This window comes from Burkholderia anthinoferrum (genome assembly GCF_002925705.1).
GTDB lineage: Bacteria > Pseudomonadota > Gammaproteobacteria > Burkholderiales > Burkholderiaceae > Burkholderia > Burkholderia semiarida.
In genome coordinates this window covers 258,406-277,360 of sequence record NZ_LFZP01000051.1, presented here as the reverse complement: position 1 = coordinate 277,360, position 18,955 = coordinate 258,406, and the positions used below count along the sequence as shown (strand labels likewise).

At 68.0% G+C, this 18,955-nt stretch carries 21 protein-coding genes; 14 read left to right on the top strand and 7 right to left on the bottom strand.

Annotated elements, in window-relative coordinates:
• The first annotated feature begins 67 nt into the window (after window positions 1–67).
• From nikC to C5F75_RS21700, 5 genes are all read left to right on the top strand, one after another.
• The gene (gene nikC / locus C5F75_RS21720) at window positions 68–982 is read left to right on the top strand and encodes a nickel transporter permease (protein WP_089465602.1); all 915 of its coding nucleotides are present in this window, start codon (window positions 68–70) and stop codon (window positions 980–982) included.
• Between the two features lies 1 nt (window position 983).
• Window positions 984–1,898, top strand: a complete 915-nt coding sequence (locus C5F75_RS21715) for an ABC transporter ATP-binding protein (RefSeq protein WP_104012737.1) — start codon at window positions 984–986, stop codon at window positions 1,896–1,898.
• Window positions 1,895–2,671: an ABC transporter ATP-binding protein gene (locus C5F75_RS21710; protein WP_060310822.1), complete on the top strand. Its 777-nt coding sequence runs from the start codon at window positions 1,895–1,897 to the stop codon at window positions 2,669–2,671. The genes C5F75_RS21715 and C5F75_RS21710 overlap by 4 nt, the downstream gene beginning before the upstream one ends.
• A gap of 128 nt (window positions 2,672–2,799) precedes the next feature.
• Window positions 2,800–3,054, top strand: a complete 255-nt coding sequence (locus tag C5F75_RS21705) for a GlsB/YeaQ/YmgE family stress response membrane protein (RefSeq protein WP_059584970.1) — start codon at window positions 2,800–2,802, stop codon at window positions 3,052–3,054.
• Window positions 3,055–3,418: 364 nt separating this feature from the next.
• Window positions 3,419–3,748, top strand: a complete 330-nt coding sequence (locus tag C5F75_RS21700) for a hypothetical protein (RefSeq protein ID WP_059639607.1) — start codon at window positions 3,419–3,421, stop codon at window positions 3,746–3,748.
• 19 nt (window positions 3,749–3,767) lie between these two features.
• On the opposite strand, the gene C5F75_RS21695 is transcribed toward C5F75_RS21700, so the two are convergent.
• The 3 genes from C5F75_RS21695 to C5F75_RS21685 all read right to left on the bottom strand — a co-directional run bounded on the left by C5F75_RS21695 (window position 3,768) and on the right by C5F75_RS21685 (window position 6,740).
• The gene (locus C5F75_RS21695) at window positions 3,768–4,640 is read right to left on the bottom strand and encodes a LysR substrate-binding domain-containing protein (protein WP_059584968.1); all 873 of its coding nucleotides are present in this window, start codon (window positions 4,638–4,640) and stop codon (window positions 3,768–3,770) included.
• A 106-nt stretch (window positions 4,641–4,746) separates the two neighbouring features.
• A complete protein-coding gene (gene bla, locus C5F75_RS21690; RefSeq protein WP_089465604.1) occupies window positions 4,747–5,646 on the bottom strand; it encodes a class A beta-lactamase in 900 nt (299 codons plus the stop codon).
• A gap of 206 nt (window positions 5,647–5,852) precedes the next feature.
• Window positions 5,853–6,740: a peptidoglycan DD-metalloendopeptidase family protein gene (locus tag C5F75_RS21685; RefSeq protein WP_089465605.1), complete on the bottom strand. Its 888-nt coding sequence runs from the start codon at window positions 6,738–6,740 to the stop codon at window positions 5,853–5,855.
• Between the two features lie 496 nt (window positions 6,741–7,236).
• Between C5F75_RS21685 and C5F75_RS21680 the strand changes: the two genes are divergently transcribed.
• From C5F75_RS21680 to C5F75_RS37315, 3 genes are all read left to right on the top strand, one after another.
• Window positions 7,237–8,133 (top strand): LysR substrate-binding domain-containing protein, encoded by an 897-nt coding sequence (locus C5F75_RS21680; protein WP_059584965.1) that lies wholly within the window; start codon window positions 7,237–7,239, stop codon window positions 8,131–8,133.
• Between the two features lie 46 nt (window positions 8,134–8,179).
• Window positions 8,180–8,566: an ester cyclase gene (locus C5F75_RS21675; RefSeq protein WP_060311673.1), complete on the top strand. Its 387-nt coding sequence runs from the start codon at window positions 8,180–8,182 to the stop codon at window positions 8,564–8,566.
• A 69-nt stretch (window positions 8,567–8,635) separates the two neighbouring features.
• Entirely contained in the window at window positions 8,636–8,764 is a 129-nt protein-coding gene (locus C5F75_RS37315; protein ID WP_256940235.1) for a hypothetical protein, read from the top strand.
• A gap of 84 nt (window positions 8,765–8,848) precedes the next feature.
• Here C5F75_RS37315 and C5F75_RS21670 read toward each other — a convergent pair whose 3' ends face one another.
• The gene (locus C5F75_RS21670) at window positions 8,849–9,589 is read right to left on the bottom strand and encodes a sulfite exporter TauE/SafE family protein (RefSeq protein ID WP_104012736.1); all 741 of its coding nucleotides are present in this window, start codon (window positions 9,587–9,589) and stop codon (window positions 8,849–8,851) included.
• Window positions 9,590–9,720: 131 nt separating this feature from the next.
• Complete coding sequence (locus tag C5F75_RS21665) at window positions 9,721–10,722, bottom strand: aldo/keto reductase (RefSeq protein ID WP_104012735.1); 1,002 nt, start codon at window positions 10,720–10,722, stop codon at window positions 9,721–9,723.
• A 141-nt stretch (window positions 10,723–10,863) separates the two neighbouring features.
• Between C5F75_RS21665 and C5F75_RS21660 the strand changes: the two genes are divergently transcribed.
• Entirely contained in the window at window positions 10,864–11,775 is a 912-nt protein-coding gene (locus C5F75_RS21660) for a LysR family transcriptional regulator (protein WP_104012734.1), read from the top strand.
• Window positions 11,776–11,815: 40 nt separating this feature from the next.
• Here C5F75_RS21660 and C5F75_RS21655 read toward each other — a convergent pair whose 3' ends face one another.
• Window positions 11,816–12,970: a porin gene (locus tag C5F75_RS21655; RefSeq protein ID WP_060310814.1), complete on the bottom strand. Its 1,155-nt coding sequence runs from the start codon at window positions 12,968–12,970 to the stop codon at window positions 11,816–11,818.
• A gap of 381 nt (window positions 12,971–13,351) precedes the next feature.
• Here C5F75_RS21655 and C5F75_RS21645 point away from each other — a divergent pair, with 381 nt between their 5' ends.
• The 3 genes from C5F75_RS21645 to C5F75_RS21635 all read left to right on the top strand — a co-directional run bounded on the left by C5F75_RS21645 (window position 13,352) and on the right by C5F75_RS21635 (window position 16,392).
• Window positions 13,352–14,449 (top strand): OpgC domain-containing protein, encoded by a 1,098-nt coding sequence (locus C5F75_RS21645; RefSeq protein ID WP_060310813.1) that lies wholly within the window; start codon window positions 13,352–13,354, stop codon window positions 14,447–14,449.
• A gap of 61 nt (window positions 14,450–14,510) precedes the next feature.
• On the top strand, window positions 14,511–15,446 hold the full coding sequence (locus tag C5F75_RS21640; RefSeq protein WP_059584959.1) for an alpha/beta hydrolase: 936 nt from the start codon (window positions 14,511–14,513) through the stop codon (window positions 15,444–15,446).
• Between the two features lie 187 nt (window positions 15,447–15,633).
• Window positions 15,634–16,392: an SDR family oxidoreductase gene (locus C5F75_RS21635; protein WP_104012733.1), complete on the top strand. Its 759-nt coding sequence runs from the start codon at window positions 15,634–15,636 to the stop codon at window positions 16,390–16,392.
• 106 nt (window positions 16,393–16,498) lie between these two features.
• Here the strand turns inward: C5F75_RS21635 and C5F75_RS21630 are convergent, their stop codons facing one another.
• A complete protein-coding gene (locus C5F75_RS21630; RefSeq protein WP_059639618.1) occupies window positions 16,499–16,873 on the bottom strand; it encodes a hypothetical protein in 375 nt (124 codons plus the stop codon).
• 81 nt (window positions 16,874–16,954) lie between these two features.
• Between C5F75_RS21630 and C5F75_RS21625 the strand changes: the two genes are divergently transcribed.
• The gene (locus tag C5F75_RS21625; protein WP_258048579.1) at window positions 16,955–18,115 is read left to right on the top strand and encodes a LysR family transcriptional regulator; all 1,161 of its coding nucleotides are present in this window, start codon (window positions 16,955–16,957) and stop codon (window positions 18,113–18,115) included.
• A gap of 21 nt (window positions 18,116–18,136) precedes the next feature.
• Complete coding sequence (locus C5F75_RS21620; protein ID WP_059584955.1) at window positions 18,137–18,811, top strand: response regulator transcription factor; 675 nt, start codon at window positions 18,137–18,139, stop codon at window positions 18,809–18,811.
• The last annotated feature ends 144 nt before the right edge of the window (window positions 18,812–18,955 follow it).

Here is an 18,955-nt window from a genome sequence, read left to right as displayed (position 1 = left end):
AGGACTGCCCCGACATGACCGCTTCCCTCCTGCTTCTTTCATCGCCGATGCCGAAGGTCGTCCAACCATGAGCGCCGAGCGTCTGTCCCTGCGCGCGTGGCTGCTTTCCGATGCGCCCGCGTCGCGCTCGCAAGCCGCGTTCGGCCTCGCGTACCGGCGCTGGCGCCGGTTCGCCACGAATCCGCTCAACCTGTTCGGGCTGGCGATCCTGCTTGCGCTGATCGTCGTCGCGATCGTCGGCCCGCTGATCATGCCGCACGATCCGCTGCGCCAGGTGCTGTCCGACCGGCTGCTGCCGCCCGGCTCGCCGTCGCACTGGTTCGGCACCGACCAGCTCGGCCGCGACATCCTCTCGCGGCTGATCGCCGGGTCGCGCCTGACGCTCGGCATCGCGCTGCTCGTCGTCGCGATCGTCGTGCCGATCGGCCTCCTGATCGGCACGACGGCCGGCTATTGCGGCGGCTTCGTCGACAGCGTGCTGATGCGCATCACCGACATCGCGCTCGCGTTCCCGAAGATCGTGCTCGCGCTCGCGTTCGCGGCCGCGCTCGGCCCCGGCGTGATCAACGCCGTGGTCGCGATCTCGATCACCGCGTGGCCCGCGTATGCGCGGCTCGCGCGCGCGGAGACGATCCGCATCGCGCAAGCCGACTACATCCATGCCGCGCGGCTGCAAGGCGCGTCGGGCCCGCGCATCCTGCTGCGCTACATCATGCCGCTGTGCATGTCGTCGGTGATCGTGCGCGCGACGCTCGACATGGCCGGCATCATCCTGACCGTCGCGGGCCTCGGCTTTCTCGGCCTCGGCGCGCAGCCGCCGAGCCCCGAGTGGGGTTTCATGGTCGCGTCGGGCCGCAACGTGCTGCTCGACGCGTGGTGGGTCGCGACGCTGCCCGGCATCGCGATCCTGCTCGTGAGCCTCGCGTTCAACCTGCTCGGCGACGGGCTGCGCGACGTCTTCGATCCCCGTCATGGAGCGTGACATGCCGACGAATTCCACTACCGCGCCGGCGCCGCTCTGCGAGATCGACGGGCTGAAGATCGGCTTTCGCGGGCACGACGGCAGCGTGACCGACGCCGTGCGCGACCTGTCGCTGACCCTCGCGCCCGGCGAACGGCTCGGCATCGTCGGCGAATCGGGCTCCGGCAAGTCGCTGACGGGCCGCGCGCTGCTCGGCCTGCTGCCCGACGCCGCGCGCTTTTCGGCGCGCACGATGCGCTTCGCGGGGCACGACCTGCTCGCGATGTCGCCGCGCGAGCGCCGGCGGCTGTGCGGCAGCCAGATGGGGATGATCCTGCAGGACCCGAAATATTCGCTGAATCCGGTGATGACGGTCGCGAAGCAGATGGGCGAGGCGTTCCGCCTGCACGAGCCCGGCTTGCGCGGCCGCACGCTGCGCGAACGGATCGTCGAGGCGCTCGCGGCCGTGCAGATCCGCGACCCGGCGCGCGTCGCCGATGCGTATCCGCACGAGCTGTCGGGCGGCATGGGTCAGCGCGTGATGATCGCGATGATGGTGTCGACCGGCCCGCGCCTCTTGATCGCCGACGAGCCGACGTCCGCGCTCGACGTCGCGGTGTCGATGCAGGTGCTCGCGGTGCTCGACGCGATGATCGCGCGCCACGGCACGGGCCTGATGTTCATCAGTCACGACCTGCCGCTCGTGATGTCGTTCTGCGATCGCGTCGCGGTGATGTATGCGGGCCGCGTGGTCGAAACCTGCGCCGCGCGCGACCTGCGCGACGCTTCGCATCCCTATACGCGCGGCCTGCTCGCGGCCAACCCGCCGCTCGCGAACCCGCCCGACGAACTGCCGGTGCTGCGGCGCGATCCGGCATGGCTCGATTCCGCACCGCCCGCCTTCGCGCCCGCCAATCGACAGGAGCCCGCACGATGATCGACGTCGATCACGCATCGATCCGTTTCCCGACCCGCACGGGTCACGTCGACGCCGTGCGCGACGCGAGCTTCGCGGTGCGCGACGGCGAAGTGTTCGGGCTGGTCGGCGAATCGGGTTCCGGCAAGTCGACGCTGCTGCGTGCGCTGACGGGCCTCGTGCCGCTCGCGTCCGGCAGCCTGTCGATCGACGGCCGCCCGGTGGGCGGCACGCCCGATCGCGCGTTCCGCCGCCACGTGCAGATGGTGTTCCAGGATCCGTACGCGTCGCTGCATCCGCGCTTCACCGTCGATCAGACGCTGCGCGAGCCGCTGTCGATCCATGCGATCGACGACCCCGATGCGCGGATCGCCCGCGCGCTCGCCGAGGTCGGCCTCGGCCCCGCGTTCCGCTTCCGCTATCCGCACCAGTTGTCGGGCGGCCAGCGGCAGCGCGTGGCGATCGCGCGTGCGCTGATCGTCGAGCCGCGCGTGCTGCTGCTCGACGAGCCGACGTCCGCGCTCGACGTATCGGTGCAGGCCGAGATCCTCAACCTGCTGCGCCGCCTGCATCGCGAACGCAACCTGACGATGATCCTCGTCAGCCACAACCTCGCGGTGATCGGCTTCCTGTGCCAGCGCGTCGCGGTAATGCAGCACGGCGAGATCGTCGAGCAATTGCGGGTCGAGGACGTGCGCGCCGGGCAGGTCGCACGCGACTACACGCGCACGCTGCTGAACGCGACCGAAGGCTATCGACGGCTCGATCCGGCGGCCGGTGTGCCGACCGCCTGACATCCGCACGACGCGCCGGCATGCGATACTCGGCACGCCGCGCACGGGTTCGCCGTCGCAGGGAACCCCGGTGCGCCGGGCGAGTCCATTTCCTTTCGTCAACAACTCAACAGCAACAGGGGGCATCCATGCTGCAATTCATCGAAACCCTGGTCGTCGGGCTCATCGTCGGCCTCCTCGCCCGCGCGTTCAAGCCGGGCGACGACAAGATGGGTATCCTGATGACCATCGTGCTCGGCGTCGTGGGTTCGCTGGTCGCCGGCTACGTCGGCCGCGCGGCCGGCTGGTACGCGCCTGGCCAGGGCGCCGGCTGGATCGCGTCGATCATCGGCGCGATCGTGCTGCTCGTGGTCGTCGGCGCGATCCGCAAGCGCGCGGGCTGAACACCGCCCGCCGCGCGCCAGCGCAACACGGCCGCTCGCCCCGCGCGAGCGGCCGTTTTCTTTTGGCGAATCGCCATTCTCAGGATTGCCGATTCGTTGAGCCCTCAACGATTTACCTGCAAATCCCGCATCCATTGACGGGTATCCACCGAGCCTACGTCATCGGCAATACCCTGACTTGCGGCCGCACAATTTTGAGATAAATTGATTGAAGAAACACGGCGTCGTTTGCTCGTCGTCGTTATTTCCGGTTTCTCACTCAAGAGGTTCGATGAAATTGCCGTTTACGCATACAGCATCGCAGCGTTGACGGACTGCCATTCGAGCGGCCTCGCTGCGACGCGCTTCCTCTCTGGAGCCTGTCATGAAGCATCGCCTGTTCGCCGCCTCGTTCGCATTGGCTGCCTCGCTTCTGGCGCCTTCCTCGTCCTTTGCCGAAGGCGCATCCGGCATCATCCACTTCACCGGCATGATCGTCGAGCCGCCCTGCTCGTTCGCGCCCGACACGGCCAACGCCGCCCGCATACGCGCCGATTGCCCGCGGCCCGCGACCGGGCAGATCGCGTTCGTCGACGCGGCGAGCCAGCAGGCCGTCAAGACCACGACCTTTACCGAAGCTTCGGGCGCAATCGTTTTACCGAAGCGCGCGGGCAACAGTCGTGCACCGATGATCGCCGTCGTGACCTACCAGTAAAGCTCGCCGCGGCCGCGCGTCAGTCGCGATGGCGCGCGATCCAGTCGCTGAACGCGCGAATCTTCTGCTGGCCGCCGAGGTTCTCGGGATAGACGAAGAAGTAGCGCGCGCCCGTCTCGAGCACGATGTCGAACGGCCGTTCGAGCCGGCGCGCGCTGACGTCGTCGTCGACGAGCGTCACGTCGCCGATCGCGACGCCGAAGCCCTGCATCGCCGCGTTCGTCGCGAGATCGAGCGTGTCGAACGTCGGCCCGCGCGCGGGATCGACTCCACGCTCGCCCGCATGGTCGAGCCATGCGCGCCAGTCGCGGTGGTCGCGCGTCGGATGCAGCAGCGTATGGCGCGCGAGATCGCCGACCGCATCGAGCGGCGACGCTTGCCGCAACTCGGGCGCGCAAACGGGTGTCAGCCGCTCGTCGAACAGCGGCAGCGCGACGACGCCCGGGCCGGGCGAGGTCCCGTAGACGATCGCCGCATCGAACGGTTCGCTCGAGAAATCGACGACGTGCTGCCACGCGGTCGTGATCTGCACGTGGAGATCGGGATGTTCGCCCTGGAAACGCATGATGCGCGGCAGCATCCAGCGGATCACGCAGGTCGGCACCTTCAGCGCGAGATCGGTGCGCTGCCGCGTGAGCTTCATCGAGATGTCCTCGATCCGCGCGAAGCTCTCGTCGACCACCGGCAACAACTGCTCGCCCTCGGCCGTCAGCGTGAGGCCCTTCGCATGCCGCCTGAACAGCGGAAAACCGTAATGCGCCTCGAGCGTCTGGATCTGCCGGCTCACCGCGCCCTGCGTGATGCACAGCTGCTCGGCCGCGCGCGTGAAGCTGCGGTGGCGAGCCACCGTCGAGAAGATCTGCAGCGCGTGCAGGGGCGGAAGTCGGCGCATGGCGAACGGGAAACGGGAAACGGCGCGGATGGGCCGCGCGCCGACGCCGGCGCGCGCTGACCGACACGATAAGCCAAACGCCGGCTTTGCGCGAGACGCCGGATACTCAGGCCGTCGCGGTAAGCGCGCCCGCCGCGATGCGCGCCGCCGATGCGACGACGTCCGCGCGCGCCGCGGCAGTCGCCTCCGGCTGCGTGAACGACACGGCCATCACGATCGGCGCGTGCGACGGCGGCCACAGCACCGCGATGTCGGTCGTCGTGCCGTAGCCGCCGGTGCCGGCCTTGTCGGCGACGCGCCAGCCGGGCGGCACGCCAGCCGCGATGCCGGTCGCGCCGCGCGCGCCGCCGACCATCCATTCCGTCAGTTGCGCGCGCTGCGGTTCGCGCAGCGTGTCGCCGAGCAGCAGCCGCTGCAGCGTGTCGACCATCGCGACCGGCGTCGACGTGTCGCGCTCGTCGCCGGGCGCGGCCTTGTTCAGCTCGGGTTCCCAGTGATCGAGGCGGAAGGTGGTGTCGCCGCTTTCGCGCGCGAACGCCGTGACGGCCTGCGGGCCGCCGAGCACGCCCATCAGCAGGTTGCCCGCGCCCTTGTCGCCCGACTGCAGCATCGCCGCGCACAGCTGCGCGATCGTCATGCCGGTGTCGACGCGGCTTTCCGTAATCGGCGAGCCGGACACGATTTCATAGCGACGGTACAGGATGCGGCGCGGCAGCAGCGATGCGTCGAGCGCGCCGCGCGCGAGCATCGCGGCGGCCGCCATGACCGCATACGTGCCGCACAGCGGGAAGCGCTCGCGCGCGTGGTGCGCGATGCGCACGCCGTTCGACGTATCGAGCGCGGCGACGCCGAGCCGCCCGTTCGAGGCTTTTTCCAGCGCGGCGAGTTCGGCTTGTCCAGTATGGGCGCGCCCCTGGTCGGCGACCGGCGCCGACGTGCATGCGGCAACGAACGGCGCGGCAACGGCGGCAAGCAACAGCGAGCGGCGTGTCGGAGAATGTTCCATGGATGAGATCTGTTCTGTCGGAAACGGTGGCGCGAAGCAACGCGGCCGCGCATCGGCGACGCGCGACCGTTCACGCCGACGGCCGGCCCGCGACGGCATTCGCCGCGCATCCCCGAAAGACGCCCGTCGGCCCCGCGATGGCGGGATTCGCATGAACACCTAGCGTAGCAGCGACCGCCGCCGCGTTCCAGCGCGACGGCCGCGCTTCACCCTTGCGACGAAGGCAGGTACGGCATCGGGTTCACCGGCTTGCCGTCGCGTCGCACCTCGAACAGCAGCGCGACACGCGAGTTGTCGAGGTCGCCCATCTCGGCGATCGCATCGCCCTGATGCACGATGTCGCCCGTCTTCACGAGCAGCTTGCGGTTGTGTGCATAGGCGGTCAGGAAATCCGCGTTGTGCTGCACGATGATCAGGCTGCCGTAATCGTTCAGGCCGGTGCCCGCATACATCACCCGGCCGTCGGCCGCGGCGCGAACCGGGTCGCCCGGCCGGCCGGCGATCTGGATGCCGCGGTTCTGCCCGGGCCGGAACCCTTCGACGATCTTGCCGGTTGCGGGCCACTTCAGCGCGACGCCGCCCGCATGGCGCTTCGTTTCCTTGACGACCTGGCGGTCGCTCGCGGTCGACGCGGTGGCTTGCGGATTGGCCGGCGAAGCGGCCTGATTATCCGCCGCGCCATTGCCCGCCACAGCCTGCGTGCCAGCCGCGCCCGCGGGCGGCAGCGGCTGCTGCTTGACGATGCGCAGGACCTGCCCCAGGCGCAGCCTGCCGTTCGCGGCCAGCTTGTTCCAGGTGCGCAAGTCGGCCACGCTGCACTCGTTCGCGGATGCGATGCCCGTCAGCGTGTCGCCGCGCTTCACGACGTACTTTTTCGCGACGAGAATCGGCGCGGCCGGCTTAGGCGCGGCCGGCATAGGCGCGGCCGGCATCGGTCCGGCCGACGGCGCGGCAGGCCGGCTCGAATCGGAAGGCTGCCCCGCCAGCGTGTCGCTCGGCGCAACGGACTGCGTACTTGCACAACCGGCCATGACGAGCACGGCGGCCAGGCCCGACAGCCACGCCGCCTTGCGGTGAATCTCGCGCGTTTTCATGGACGATCCGACTCCGGTTTGACAATCCTTCAAGCATCTCAAAAACGGAACGGCCGACGTGTAACCGGATGCAAACAATGATGACAAACGATCACGGAGCGGATGCCGGCCGGCATGCGTTACCGGTAATACGGTCCGATCCGGAAAAACTTGATGGTCCTTTCGGAGAAAAACGGAAGAATTTTCGTCGCAAAAAACTATGGCAACTTCGTTTTCATAGACAAACGCGCGACGTTCATCTCAACCATGCGACGAATTGGGCCCCGGCCCACGCGACGCCGACGCACAGGAACAGCAGATGCAGCGCGATCTTGAACGACACGCCCCATGACGAATCGATCCGCATGACGGGCTCCCCGGTTGATGTGCGTTCATGATCGGCCATCGATCGCGCCCCGGGAATGCGGAAGCGGCGAACCGGGTCTCAGGCCAACCCTGAGACCGCCGCCGCGGTTCCTGCTAACTTATCGGCCATTCCCCCCATCGCCTTGCCATCATGCGCTTCGACCTGACCGACCTGCGGCTCTTCCTGAACATCTGCGAGGCCGGCACGATCACGAGCGGCGCCGAACGCACGCACATCACGCTGCAGGCGGCGAGCGAGCGCATTCGCGGGATGGAGGACGAACTGGGCGTGCCGCTGCTGCACCGGACCAAGTCGGGCGCGCAGGCGACCGATGCGGGCCGCGCGCTCGAACACCACGCGCGCACCGTGCTGCAGCAGATCGATCACATGCGCGGCGAACTGCAGCAATACGGCCAGGGGCTGCGCGGCCATATCCGGCTGCTGTGCAACACCGCATCGCTGAGCGAATACCTGCCCGACGCACTGGCCGATTACCTGCCGCGCCATCCGAAGCTGTCGATCAGCGTCGAGGAACGCTCGAGCCAGGAGATCGTGCATGCGATCCGCAACAAGACGGCCGAGATCGGCATCGTCGCCGATTCGGTCGGCCTCGGCGGGCTCGAACAAAAGCCGTTCCGCGAAGACTGGCTGATCGTCGTCGTGCCGGCCGCGCATCCGCTCGCGTCGCACGACAAGATCGCGTTCGACGACATCGCGGGCGAAGACTTCATCGGCCTCACCGACGGCAGCGCGCTGCAGGTGCATCTCGCCGACCAGGCGCGCGCGCTCGGCAAGCGGATCCGCTATCGCGTGCAATTGAAGAGCTTCGACGCGATCTGCCGCGTGATCGCGAGCGGCGTGGGCATCGGCATCGTGTCGCGGCATGCGGCCGAGCGCGCGATGCAGACGATGGACGTGCGGCTCGTCGAGCTGTCCGATCCGTGGAGCCATCGGAAACTGACGCTCTGCGCGCGGTCGTTCGACGCGCTGCCGAAGTACACGCGCGAGTTCGTCGCGTTTTTGTCGGGCGCCACGCCGCCGCGGTAACGCGCGCCACATTCGACTCACCCGATCGACATACGGAGACATGGCCATGACCGACACCGATCTCGCCACCCGCTATCGCGCGTATATCGACTGCCTGAACCGGCAGGACTGGCCGTCGCTCGGCGAATACGTATCCGACGACGTGATTCACAACGACCGGCCGCTCGGCCTCGCCGGTTATCGCGCGATGCTGGAACAGGACTTCCGCGACATCCCCGATCTGCGTTTCGAGATCCGGCTGCTCGCGTGCGAGCCGCCGCGCGTCGCGTGCCGCCTTCGCTTCACGTGTTCACCGAAAGGGACGTTCATGGGGCTCGCCATCGACGGCCGCAAGGTCACGTTCGCGGAGAACGTGTTCTACGAATTTCACGAAGGCAAGATCCGCCAGGTGTGGTCGGTGATCGACAAGGCGGCGATCGAAAAGCAGCTTTGACGTCGTCGGAACGGCAGGCCGTCGCGCGCGCCGGCCTGCGCTCGGCCTCGCACACCGATACGCCGAGCGGTGAACGGCACGACGAATCCGCTGTCGACGCTGCCGGTCGGGCAACTGCCTTCGAACGTCGCGTGCACGCCGAAGCCGGTCACACTCGGCGCGGGCGCGACTCGCACGGTCGGGTGGAAACTGAAGTAGCCGATCCGGCGTGAGGCGCGTGACCGGGATCCCGTGACGGCTCGCGAAACCGGCTTCGGGACCATTCGGCGCCCGGCTACACGTTCACCACCACCCTGCCCCCGCCATATACGCGCCCAGTACAACCAGCCCGACGAAGAAGCAACGCTTGAACATCTTCTCGCTCATCACGCGCCGCGCATATTGGCCGCCGGCCATTCCCGCCAGCGCGGGCACGAGCGCGAGCGCCGACACGCCGAGATCGACCGTCTGCAATGCGCCCGTCACACGCAACTGCAGGCCGAGCACGATCGTCGACGCGGTAAACGACAGCCCGAGCGCCTGGATCAGATCGTCCTTGGACAGCCGCAGCGCCTGCAGGTACGGCACGGCCGGTACGACGAACACGCCGGTCGCGGCCGTCACGACGCCCGTCAGGTAGCCGACCACGGCCGACAGCCATTTTTCGTGGCGCCCCGGCGCGGGCAACCGTGCGGCCGCCAGCCCCCATAGCCCGTAAAGCACCAGCACCACGCCGAGCGCCGCGTGCGTCCACGTGCTGCCGGCCGCAAGCGCCGGCAACCCGCCCGTCAGCGTGCCGACCGTCAGGCCGGCGAGCAGCGGCCACAGCCGGCGCAGCAGCGCGCCGAACGACGGGCCGAGCCACAGCTGCCACACGTTGGTGATGAACGACGGGACGAGCAGCAGACTTGCCGCGGCCGACGGCGGCATCGCGAGCGTCAGCAGCCCCATCGCGATCGTCGGCAGCCCGAGACCGATCATGCCCTTCACCGCGCCGGCCAGCAGGAAAACCAGCACGACGATCGTCAGCGTATGCATTTGCATGGAGGCATTCCGTCCGTTGAGTACGGCGCCGATGGTGCCCGCCTGCGATGCCGCCCGCCATCTGGTTTTGCCTGAGGCTGGCTCGGGCCCGCCGGACGGAGCGCTCAGGCGCGTCCATCCGGCCCCGTGAATCACCCCCGGCCCTGCTCGCTGTCGAGGTGCGCCATCTGCGCGGCCGGATAGCGCTCGCCGGCAGCCGCCCCGGCGGGGACCGCCGCTTCGATACGCGCGAGGTCGTTGACCGTTAGTTGCAATTCAGTCGCCAGCAAACCGTCCTGCAATTGCGTGCGTTTGCGGGCGCCGACCAGCGGCACGATGTCGGCGCCGCGCGACAGTACCCACGCGATCGCGACCTGCGCCGGATTGCTGCCCTTCTCGTCGGCGATCGCGCGCAGCGCGTCGACGAGCGCGAGGTTGTGCGCGAGATTCTCGCCCTGGAAGCGCGGGCTCGCCGCGCGGAAATCGCGCTCGCCCTGCCGCGCCGCCGTCCAGCGCCCGCCGAGCAGCCCGCGCGACAGCACGCCGTAGGCCGTCACGCCAATGCCGAGCGCGCGGCACACGGGCAGGATCTCGGCCTCGATCCCGCGCGACAGCAACGAGTACTCGATCTGCAGATCGGCGATCGGCGCGACGGCGGCCGCGCGGCGGATCGTGTCCGCGCCGGCTTCGGACAGCCCGATATGGCGCACGTACCCTGCCTTCACGAGATCGGCGATCGCGCCGACCGTTTCCTCGATCGGCACCGCCGGATCGACGCGGGCCGGGCGATAGATGTCGAGGTAATCGGTGCCGAGCCGCTTCAGCGAATACGCGACGAAGTTCCGGATCGCCGCGGGCCGCGCGTCGTAGCCGGCAAACCCGCCGGCCGGATCGCGCAGCGCGCCGAATTTCACGCTGATGCGCACCTGGTCGCGCGTACGGCCGCGCAGCGCGTCGCGAATCAGCATCTCGTTATCGCCCATCCCGTAGAAATCGCCGGTGTCGAGCATCGTGATGCCGTGGTCGAGCGCCGCGTGCAGCGTCGCGATGCTTTCGTCGCGATCGGCCGGCCCGTAGAAATCCGACATCCCCATGCAGCCGAGCGCGATCGCCGATACCTGCGGGCCCGTGCGGCCCAGTTGACGCATGTCCATGTCCGTTTCCTTCAAATGGTGAGTGGATGGAACGGATTCTGGCCGCGTGACGCCGCGCGATAAACGCGAAACGCTCCACCAAACCATTCGACGCTGATTAACAATGGAGCCTGTTCCTTTCCCGCCAAGGTTCTCGCCCGCATGGATCATCTGCAAGCAATGCGCATCTTCGCGCGCGTCGCCCATCTCGGCAGCTTCACGAAAGCGGCCGAGCAACTCCAGCTGCCGCGCCCGACGGTCAGCAACGCCGTCCAGTATCTGGAAAAGCACCTGAAGGTCCGGCTGCTGCAACGCACGACGCGGCGCGTCGCGCTGACCGCCGAGGGCGCGACCTACTACGAGCGCTGCGTGCGGTTGCTGGCCGATCTCGACGACGCGGAAACGCTGTTCGAGGACGCCGGCGCGTCGCCGCGCGGCGTGATCCGCGTCGACCTGCCCGAACGTTTCGCGCTGAATCACGTGATTCCGGCGCTGCCGGATTTCCACGCGCGCTACCCCGACCTGCGCATCGTGATCAGCACGACCGACCGCTTCGTCGATCTCGTCGCGGACGGCATCGACTGCGCGGTGCGGGTCGGCGTGCTGTCCGACACGTCGCTCGTCGCGCGGCGCGTCGGCGAGATGGCCCAGATCAACTGCGCGTCGCCCGCCTATCTCGCGCGCCACGGCACGCCGCGCTCGCCGGACGATCTGCCGGACCACGTCGCGGTCGGTTATTTTTCGAGCCGCACGGGCCGCGAACTGGACTGGGAATATGCGGACATGGATTCGGGCGAGATGCGCACCGTCAAAATGCACAGCGTCGTGTCGGTCAACAGCTCGCAGGCGTATCTCGCGTGCTGCGTCGCGGGCCTCGGGCTGATCCAGGCGCCGCGCGACGGGCTCGCGCCGCTGCTCGCCGACGGTTCGCTGGTCGAGGTGCTGCCGGAATGGAATGCGGCGCCGCTGCCCGTGGCGGTGGTGTTCCCGACCGGCCGGCACCTGGCGCCGCGCGTGCGGATCTTCGTCGACTGGCTCGCGGAAACGCTCGGCGGCACGCACCAAGCGGACTGACGGCGGCCGTGCCGGGGCATGCGCCCCGACGCCGGCGCACTCAGAACTTGTGGCGGATCGCGGCGCGCACCGAGAACTGGTTCGACGACGACGACGGGCCGTCCGTCCCGACGACGTAGCCGCCGTCGGCCGCCGTGCCCGTCTTGTCGCCAGCCACCTTCTGCCACGCGCCCTGCAGGTACACGTCGGTGCGCTTCGACAGGCTGTAGTCGGCCATCAGGCCGACCGTGTGGTACTTCGGCTTGAACGAGCCGGCCGCGGCGTCGTACTTGCCGTCCGTGTACACGTACTGCGCGCCGAGGTAGAAATCGGGCGTGAGCTGGTACTTGCCGTTGACTTCGAAGTTCTGGAACTTCGTCGCGGTCAGCCCGAGGCCGGCGAACGTCGACGCCGGCAGGTAGACCGTCGATACCGGGTTCTTCACGTCGGTCTTCGTATAGACGAAGCCGACCGTGGCCGGGCCGAACGTATAGTTGACGCCGCCGCCGAAGATGCGCAGCCGATCGGCGACGAAGTTCGCGTCGTCGGCCGCGATCGCGCCCGCGTTGCCGATGCCCGGATTGTTCGCCTGCAGGTACGCGGCGGCGACTTGCAGCCCGGCGAGCGAATACTGCGCGCCGATGCTGTACTGGCGGTTGTTCGAGAAGCCCGTGCTGTTGCTGAAGCTGTACGTGCCGCCCAGCGTCAGGCCGTTCCAGTCGGGGCTTGCGTACTTGACCGTGTTGTTGACGCGAAACGAGTTGTCCGTGTTGTCGTTGTCGAACGGGTGCGAGAACAGCGTGCCGCCCCAGTTGCCGTTCGCGGTCAGCGGCGCGAGATAGTCGACGACGGAATCGTACTGGCGGCCGAAAGTCAGCGTGCCGAAGCGCGACTCCGACAGCCCGACGAACGCCTGACGGCCGAACATGCGACCGCCCTGGCCGAGCCGGCCGTTATTCACGTCGAAACCGTTTTCCAGCGTGAAGATCGCCTTCAGCCCGCCGCCGAGATCCTCGCTGCCCTTCAGGCCCCACCGGCTGCCCTGCGCATAGCCGCTCGCGAGCTGGTAGTTGGTCTTTCCGACCCCATTGACGTTGACGTTGTTCGTGTAATTGAAGCCTTCGTCGATCAGGCCGTACAGCGTCACGCTGTTCTCGGCAAAGGCCGGCGCGGCGCAAGCGGCGAGCGCGGCGGCAAAAATGGCGTGCTTCTTCATGACGAATCTCCGGAGCCGGGGGCCGGGCGGGCCAAACGCCCGGCGCATGTTCGATCTGTTGTATGTGTGGCCCGCAGGGCGGACGACGCGGTGTGCGGCCGCGTGAGGACAAAATGGTGTCACGTCGGAAATCGTCCGTCCATCGGGTACCGGTCATCGCGCGCAAAGCGTTGCGCTCGTCCAACTGCCGGGTTGCGCGCACGGCCCGACCGCGCTTGTCGGCGGCGGCAGGCCGGCCCGCCATCCGCGTAAACCCGATGGGCGCCGCATCGGTGGCACAATGCGCATCCGTTCGCCATTTCTTCACGAAGTCATGCTTGACCCCGATTCATGCGCGGCGCGTGCCGGCCGTAACCGCGGCCCGCGCCGAAAGGCGCTCCGATGAGCGCGCCGGCCCGGGCCGGCCGCTACGCCGAGCTCGATTTCTTCCGCGGCCTCGTGCTGCTCGTCATCGTCGTCGACCACATCGGCGGCAGCATCCTGTCGCGCGTGACGCTGCACGCGTACGCGCTGTGCGACGCGGCCGAGGTGTTCGTGTTCCTCGGCGGCTTCGCGACCGCCATTGCGTACAACTCGCTCGCCGAGCGGCACGACGAAGCCGCCGCGCGCCAGCGCTTCATCCGGCGTGCGTTCGAGATCTACCGCGCGTTCCTCGTGACGGCCGGCCTGATGCTGCTGATCACCGCCGCGCTGAATGCGCTGGCGATCGACGGCCCGAACATGCCGACCAACGATCTCGACGGGCTGCTGCACAAGCCGCTCGCCGCGCTGCGCGACATCCTGCTGTTCCGCCGCCAGCCGTACCTCGCGTCGGTGCTGCCGATGTACGCGTTCTTTGCGCTGCTCGTCCCGCTCGCGCTGCCGCTCGCGCGCACGCAGCCGTGGCTGATGCTCGCGTTCAGCGGATCGCTGTGGTACGCGGCGCCGCACGTCGCGCGCTTCTTGCCGACCGTCGAAGGCGCACCGTGGGATTTCAACCCGTTCGCGTGGCAGTTCCTGTTCGTGCTCGGCGTGATCGCGCGCTGCCAGCCCGTCTACCAGACCCTCGCGCCCAGGCCGCAGGGCTGGCTGCTGACGGCCGCGTCGCTCGCGGTCGTCGCGGCGGGCGCATACTACCGGCTGCGCATCGAGCCGTTCCCGACCGATCCGTCGATCAAGCAGAACCTCGGCGCGCTGCGACTCGTGAACTTCCTCGCGATCGCGTGGCTCGCCGCCAAGCTCGTGCACCTCGGCTGGATGAAGAAGGTCGCGCACGCGATGCCGTGGATCGGCACGATCGGCCGGCAGGGACTGCTGTGCTTCGTCGCGGGCACCGGCATCTCGCTCGCGGTGGATTCGCTGCTCTACCAGGCGACCGAAGGCTATCTCGACGTGCCGCTCGGGCTGGCAGCCGACGCCGTCGCGATCGGGCTGCTGTATCTCGTCGCCAAGCTCTACGGGCCGCTCGTCGCGCGGCTGCCGTTCCGTTCGCGGCCATGACGCGCCGCGCCGTCATGCGCCGCTGCGACGATAGCCGGCGCCTCTCCTGAAACGATTCGCCATGCGCCGACTCGCCCTTCCGTTCGCCCTCGCCCTGATCGCCGGCGCCATCGCCACCGCCCATGCCACGCCGCCGGCGCCCGCGGCCGCGGTATCGCCCGCGCCGCCTGCCGTGCAGACCGCGACGACGCCGTCGGCCGCGCAGGAGCCGTCGGTCAATCCGGGCAGCAGCGTCGTGCTGCGCACGTTCCGCTCGGCGTCGCTGAAACGCGACTGGTCGTACACGGTCTACCTGCCGCCCGGCTACAACCCGGAAGGCGCGCGCTACCCGGTGATGTACCTGCTGCACGGCAACGCGGGCAACGCGAACGACTGGGTCACGCAGGGCCGGCTGCAGGCCACCGCCGACACGCTGATCGAACGCCACGACATCCCGCCCGTCGTGATCGTGATGCCGCAAGGCGGCACCGACTGGTACGTCGACCGCAAGGAGAAGATGCAGAGCGCGTTCCTCAACGACCTGCTGCCGGAAGTCGAAGCGCACTTCGCGGTGTCGAACCAGCGCGCGGGGCGCGCGATCGGCGGCGTGTCGATGGGCGGCTTCGGCGCGCTGCGCTTCTCGCTGCTAGAGCCGGGGCTGTTCTGCGGCGCGATGCTGCTGAGCCCCGCGATCTATGCGAACGAGCCGCCGCTCAATTCCGCCGCGCGCTACGTCGGCGTATTCGGCGACCGGCAGTTCGATCCGCGCGTGTGGCACGAGCTCAATTACCCGGCGCTGCTGCGCGGCTATTTCGCGCGCAACTGGCGCGTGCCGATGTTCATCGCGGCCGGCGACGACGACCTGACGATCCAGGCGGAATCGAGCGTGCTGTACACACAGCTGCGCCGGGCGCAGAACCCGGCCGAGCTGCGCATCGTCGACGGCGGGCATATGTGGGACGTGTGGCGCGGGTTGCTCGGGCCGGGGTTGAAGTATGCGCTGGAGTGTGTGAAGTGACGGCCGGCGGGGCGTTGCTCCGCCTTGCCGCTCGCTCGGCTCCGCGTTGAGCGAAAGCCACGGTATCCAGCGTGCGCTTCACGATGTCGCTTGAATCCGTACCCGCCGCATTTCGACTACATTGCCAAAGTGGCGATGCCATCGGTCGTCGCCTGCCTCCCCTACTCGACCCGCAGGAAATCAAGCCATGTCTGACTCGAAGAAATTCGCCGCCGTCACGGGCGCCGGCTCCGGCATCGGTCGCGCAGCGGCCGTCGCGCTCGCCCAGGCCGGTTTCACCGTCGCGCTGCTCGGGCGCACGGAGGCGTCGTTACGCGAAACCCGGGACGCCATCCGCACCGCCGGCGGCGACGCGCAGGTATTTCCCGCCGACGTGACCGACGAAGCATCGGTCGACCACGCGTTCGCGCAGATCGCACAGCAATTCGGCCGGCTCGACGTCCTGTTCAACAACGCCGGCCGCAACGCCCCGGTCGTTTCCCTCGGCGACTACGAACTCGACGTATGGAACAGCGTCGTCGCGACGAACCTGACCGGCGTCTTTCTGTGCGCGCGGGCCGCGTGGCGGCTGATGAAGGCGCAAACGCCGCAGGGTGGCCGAATCATCAACAACGGCTCGATCTCGGCGCACGCGCCGCGCCCCGACACGATCGCGTACACGGCGACCAAGCACGCGGTGACCGGGATCACCAGGTCGCTCGCGCTGGACGGTCGCCGGTACAACATCGCGTGCGGCCAGATCGACATCGGCAACGCGGCCACGTCGCTCACGGAACGGATGACGCAAGGCGTCCCGCAAGCGAACGGCAGCCTGGCGCCGGAAGCGCGGATGGACGTCGCGCATGTCGCGAACGCGATCGTCCAGATGGCGAATCTGCCGCTCGATACGAACATACTGAACATGACGATCATGGCGACCGCGATGCCGTTCGTCGGTCGCGGGTAACACGCGCCGCGGTCCGCGCCGGAAGGCAGCGTTCACGTACGGGCGGCGACCGCACCGCGCCGTCGCGACGGCGCTGAATGCGAGCCCGTCGCGACGCAGATTGGTTTCAGTGAGGCAGGCCGATCGCCTGCCGCTCGTCCTCGAGCAGTTGCGTCAACGAACCGTGCAACCGCTCAACGCTGTGCGGCGGTAGCGCGAAGCTTGCCCATCCGAGCCCGCTGTGACGCAGCAACAGCACCGCGCCGCCCTGCAGCGGATGGCGTTCGGCATACCAGCAGGGGTCCATTTCGGTCACGAATGGCTGCTCGTGCGGCGGACGTTCCGGCACGGCAGGCTGCATCGACGCGCGCAGCAGGCTCAAGTACTGGATGACTGCGTCCACGTCTTCCGGATCGAGCACTGCCGCGCCACGCTCGATCGACATCAGCACGACGAGCTTGCCATGCTCCTCGATCATCTTGATGCTCAACGGTTGTGCCATCTTCGTCGTCCTTGCCGCGGTTACGAGATCTCATTATCGACCTCGGTACAGGCTGGCCGCCTGAAGATTTGTGATCCATGCATGAATCTTTTTTTAGAAATCTTCAGAAAGCGCGTCGCGCTGTCGTCCATCCGACTCCACCGCTTTCTAAACGAAATTTCATCCGGCCAGCACCGTTTTTTTAGCGTCCCGCCCACGCGTGCCTTCCATAATGGATTCGCTGCCCGCCCCCGGCAGGCGCAGCGCGATGCGTCGACGCAGCCCGCCGAAGACGGACGCGCCGCCCCGTATTTCCGGCAAATCCACTCCTCGCCGATCATGAACCAACTGCAAGCGATGCGTGTCTTCACGCGTGTGGTCGAGTTGTCGAGCTTCAGTCTCGCCGCACGTCAGCTCGGCATGTCGGCCGCCGCGGTCACGCGCAGCGTCGGCATGCTCGAGGCCCATCTGAACATGCGCCTGTTGAACCGGACCACGCGCAGCCTGTCGCTCACCGAGCCGGGCCGCGAATACCTCGACGGCTGCCGCGCGATCATCGAGAAGCTCGACGAGATCGAATCGAACCTCGCGCAGGTCAATCGCGATCCGCACGGTACGCTGCGCATCGCCGCGTCGGCCACCTCGGTTGCGGCGGGGCTGTGCACGCTGCTGTCCACGTATCGCATCGCGCATCCGCGCGTGCGATTCGACGTGACGACGTTCGATATCCAGGTCGACATGGTGGAAGGCGGCTACGACGTGTGCTTCTGTGACGATCACCGCCTCGTCAACTCGACCTTCGTGTCGCGGACGTTGACGAGCGTGCGCGACGTGGTCGTCGCGTCCCCCAACTACCTCGCGCGGCACGGCACGCCTGTCGAGCCGGTCGAACTGAACACGCATAGCCTGCTGACCGTGTCGAACGGCGCCGCGCGCAACTGGGAGTTCTCGGCTACCGACGGCGCCTGCCGCATCTATACCGGCAATGCGCTGGCATCGACCAGCAACACGATGGTGCGGATCGCGGCACTCAATCACATGGGTATCGCGCAATTGCCGCATCCGCTCGTGGCCGACGATCTCGCACGCGGCACGTTGGTGCCGATTCTCGAACGCTACGAAGCGAACGGCGGCCCGCGCCGCCTCTCGATGCTCTACCCGAGCCGCAATTATCTGTCCACGAAAGTGCGCAGCTTCATCGACTACGTGGTCGACCACTATCGCACGCCCGGGCGCATCGCCATGCAGCTTGCCGCTGCGTGACTTCGCCGGGTCGCGCACGCCATGGCACATATCCTGACGATCGAAGACGATCCGCTGATCGCGGATCGCATCGCGCACACGCTGCGTGCCGAAGGCCACCAGATCGACGTCGCGCGCACCGGCCGCGACGGCATGGCCCGCGCGATGAGCGCGCACTACGACGTCGTGACGCTCGATCGCATGTTGCCCGACCTCGACGGGCTGACGATCCTCGCGACGATGCGCGGCGTCGGCCTCGATACGCCGGTGCTCGTGATGAGTGCGATGTCCGACGTCAATCAGCGTATCCAGGGGCTGCGCGCCGGCGGCGACGACTACCTCGTCAAGCCGTTCTCGCTCGAAGAAATGTGCGCGCGCATCGACGTGCTGATTCGCCGGCGGCCGCGCGGCACGCACGTCGACACGGTGCTGCGCGCCGGCGAGCTGGAGCTCGACCTGGTGCGGCGACGCGCGACGCTCGGCGCGCACGAGCTCGCGCTGCTGCCGACCGAGTCCCGCGTGCTCGAATTCATGATGCGCAACGCCGGCCGCGTGCTCACGCGCACGATGATCTTCGAAGCCGTGTGGGGGTGCCGTTTCGATCCCGGCACGAACCTGATCGACGTGCACGTCGGCCGCCTGCGCAAGAAGGTGAACCGGCCTGGCGCCGCGCCGCTGATCCGCACGATCCGCGGCTCGGGCTACCTGCTCGGTTGAGTCCGTCCGCCACTTAAAACTTGTTTCATCTTTTTAGCGACCCGCTGTTAGGGGCTGCTCCGCAGAATGCGGTCATCGGATGCGCATCGGTATTTTCCCGAAGACGCGCACGTCCGGCTCTTCTTCACGACGCTTTTGAACGGA

Bases quoted from the DNA above. Each gene is read 5' to 3' on its own strand.
- nikC (WP_089465602.1), top strand. From the start codon at position 68: ATGAGCGCCGAGCGTCTGTCCCTGCGCGCGTGGCTGCTTTCCGATGCG.
- C5F75_RS21715 (WP_104012737.1), top strand. From the start codon at position 984: ATGCCGACGAATTCCACTACCGCGCCGGCGCCGCTCTGCGAGATCGAC.
- C5F75_RS21710 (WP_060310822.1), top strand. From the start codon at position 1,895: ATGATCGACGTCGATCACGCATCGATCCGTTTCCCGACCCGCACGGGT.
- C5F75_RS21705 (WP_059584970.1), top strand. From the start codon at position 2,800: ATGCTGCAATTCATCGAAACCCTGGTCGTCGGGCTCATCGTCGGCCTC.
- C5F75_RS21700 (WP_059639607.1), top strand. From the start codon at position 3,419: ATGAAGCATCGCCTGTTCGCCGCCTCGTTCGCATTGGCTGCCTCGCTT.
- C5F75_RS21695 (WP_059584968.1), bottom strand. From the start codon at position 4,640: ATGCGCCGACTTCCGCCCCTGCACGCGCTGCAGATCTTCTCGACGGTG.
- bla (WP_089465604.1), bottom strand. From the start codon at position 5,646: ATGGAACATTCTCCGACACGCCGCTCGCTGTTGCTTGCCGCCGTTGCC.
- C5F75_RS21685 (WP_089465605.1), bottom strand. From the start codon at position 6,740: ATGAAAACGCGCGAGATTCACCGCAAGGCGGCGTGGCTGTCGGGCCTG.
- C5F75_RS21680 (WP_059584965.1), top strand. From the start codon at position 7,237: ATGCGCTTCGACCTGACCGACCTGCGGCTCTTCCTGAACATCTGCGAG.
- C5F75_RS21675 (WP_060311673.1), top strand. From the start codon at position 8,180: ATGACCGACACCGATCTCGCCACCCGCTATCGCGCGTATATCGACTGC.
- C5F75_RS21670 (WP_104012736.1), bottom strand. From the start codon at position 9,589: ATGCAAATGCATACGCTGACGATCGTCGTGCTGGTTTTCCTGCTGGCC.
- C5F75_RS21665 (WP_104012735.1), bottom strand. From the start codon at position 10,722: ATGGACATGCGTCAACTGGGCCGCACGGGCCCGCAGGTATCGGCGATC.
- C5F75_RS21660 (WP_104012734.1), top strand. From the start codon at position 10,864: ATGGATCATCTGCAAGCAATGCGCATCTTCGCGCGCGTCGCCCATCTC.
- C5F75_RS21655 (WP_060310814.1), bottom strand. From the start codon at position 12,970: ATGAAGAAGCACGCCATTTTTGCCGCCGCGCTCGCCGCTTGCGCCGCG.
- C5F75_RS21645 (WP_060310813.1), top strand. From the start codon at position 13,352: ATGAGCGCGCCGGCCCGGGCCGGCCGCTACGCCGAGCTCGATTTCTTC.
- C5F75_RS21640 (WP_059584959.1), top strand. From the start codon at position 14,511: ATGCGCCGACTCGCCCTTCCGTTCGCCCTCGCCCTGATCGCCGGCGCC.
- C5F75_RS21635 (WP_104012733.1), top strand. From the start codon at position 15,634: ATGTCTGACTCGAAGAAATTCGCCGCCGTCACGGGCGCCGGCTCCGGC.
- C5F75_RS21630 (WP_059639618.1), bottom strand. From the start codon at position 16,873: ATGGCACAACCGTTGAGCATCAAGATGATCGAGGAGCATGGCAAGCTC.
- C5F75_RS21625 (WP_258048579.1), top strand. From the start codon at position 16,955: ATGAATCTTTTTTTAGAAATCTTCAGAAAGCGCGTCGCGCTGTCGTCC.
- C5F75_RS21620 (WP_059584955.1), top strand. From the start codon at position 18,137: ATGGCACATATCCTGACGATCGAAGACGATCCGCTGATCGCGGATCGC.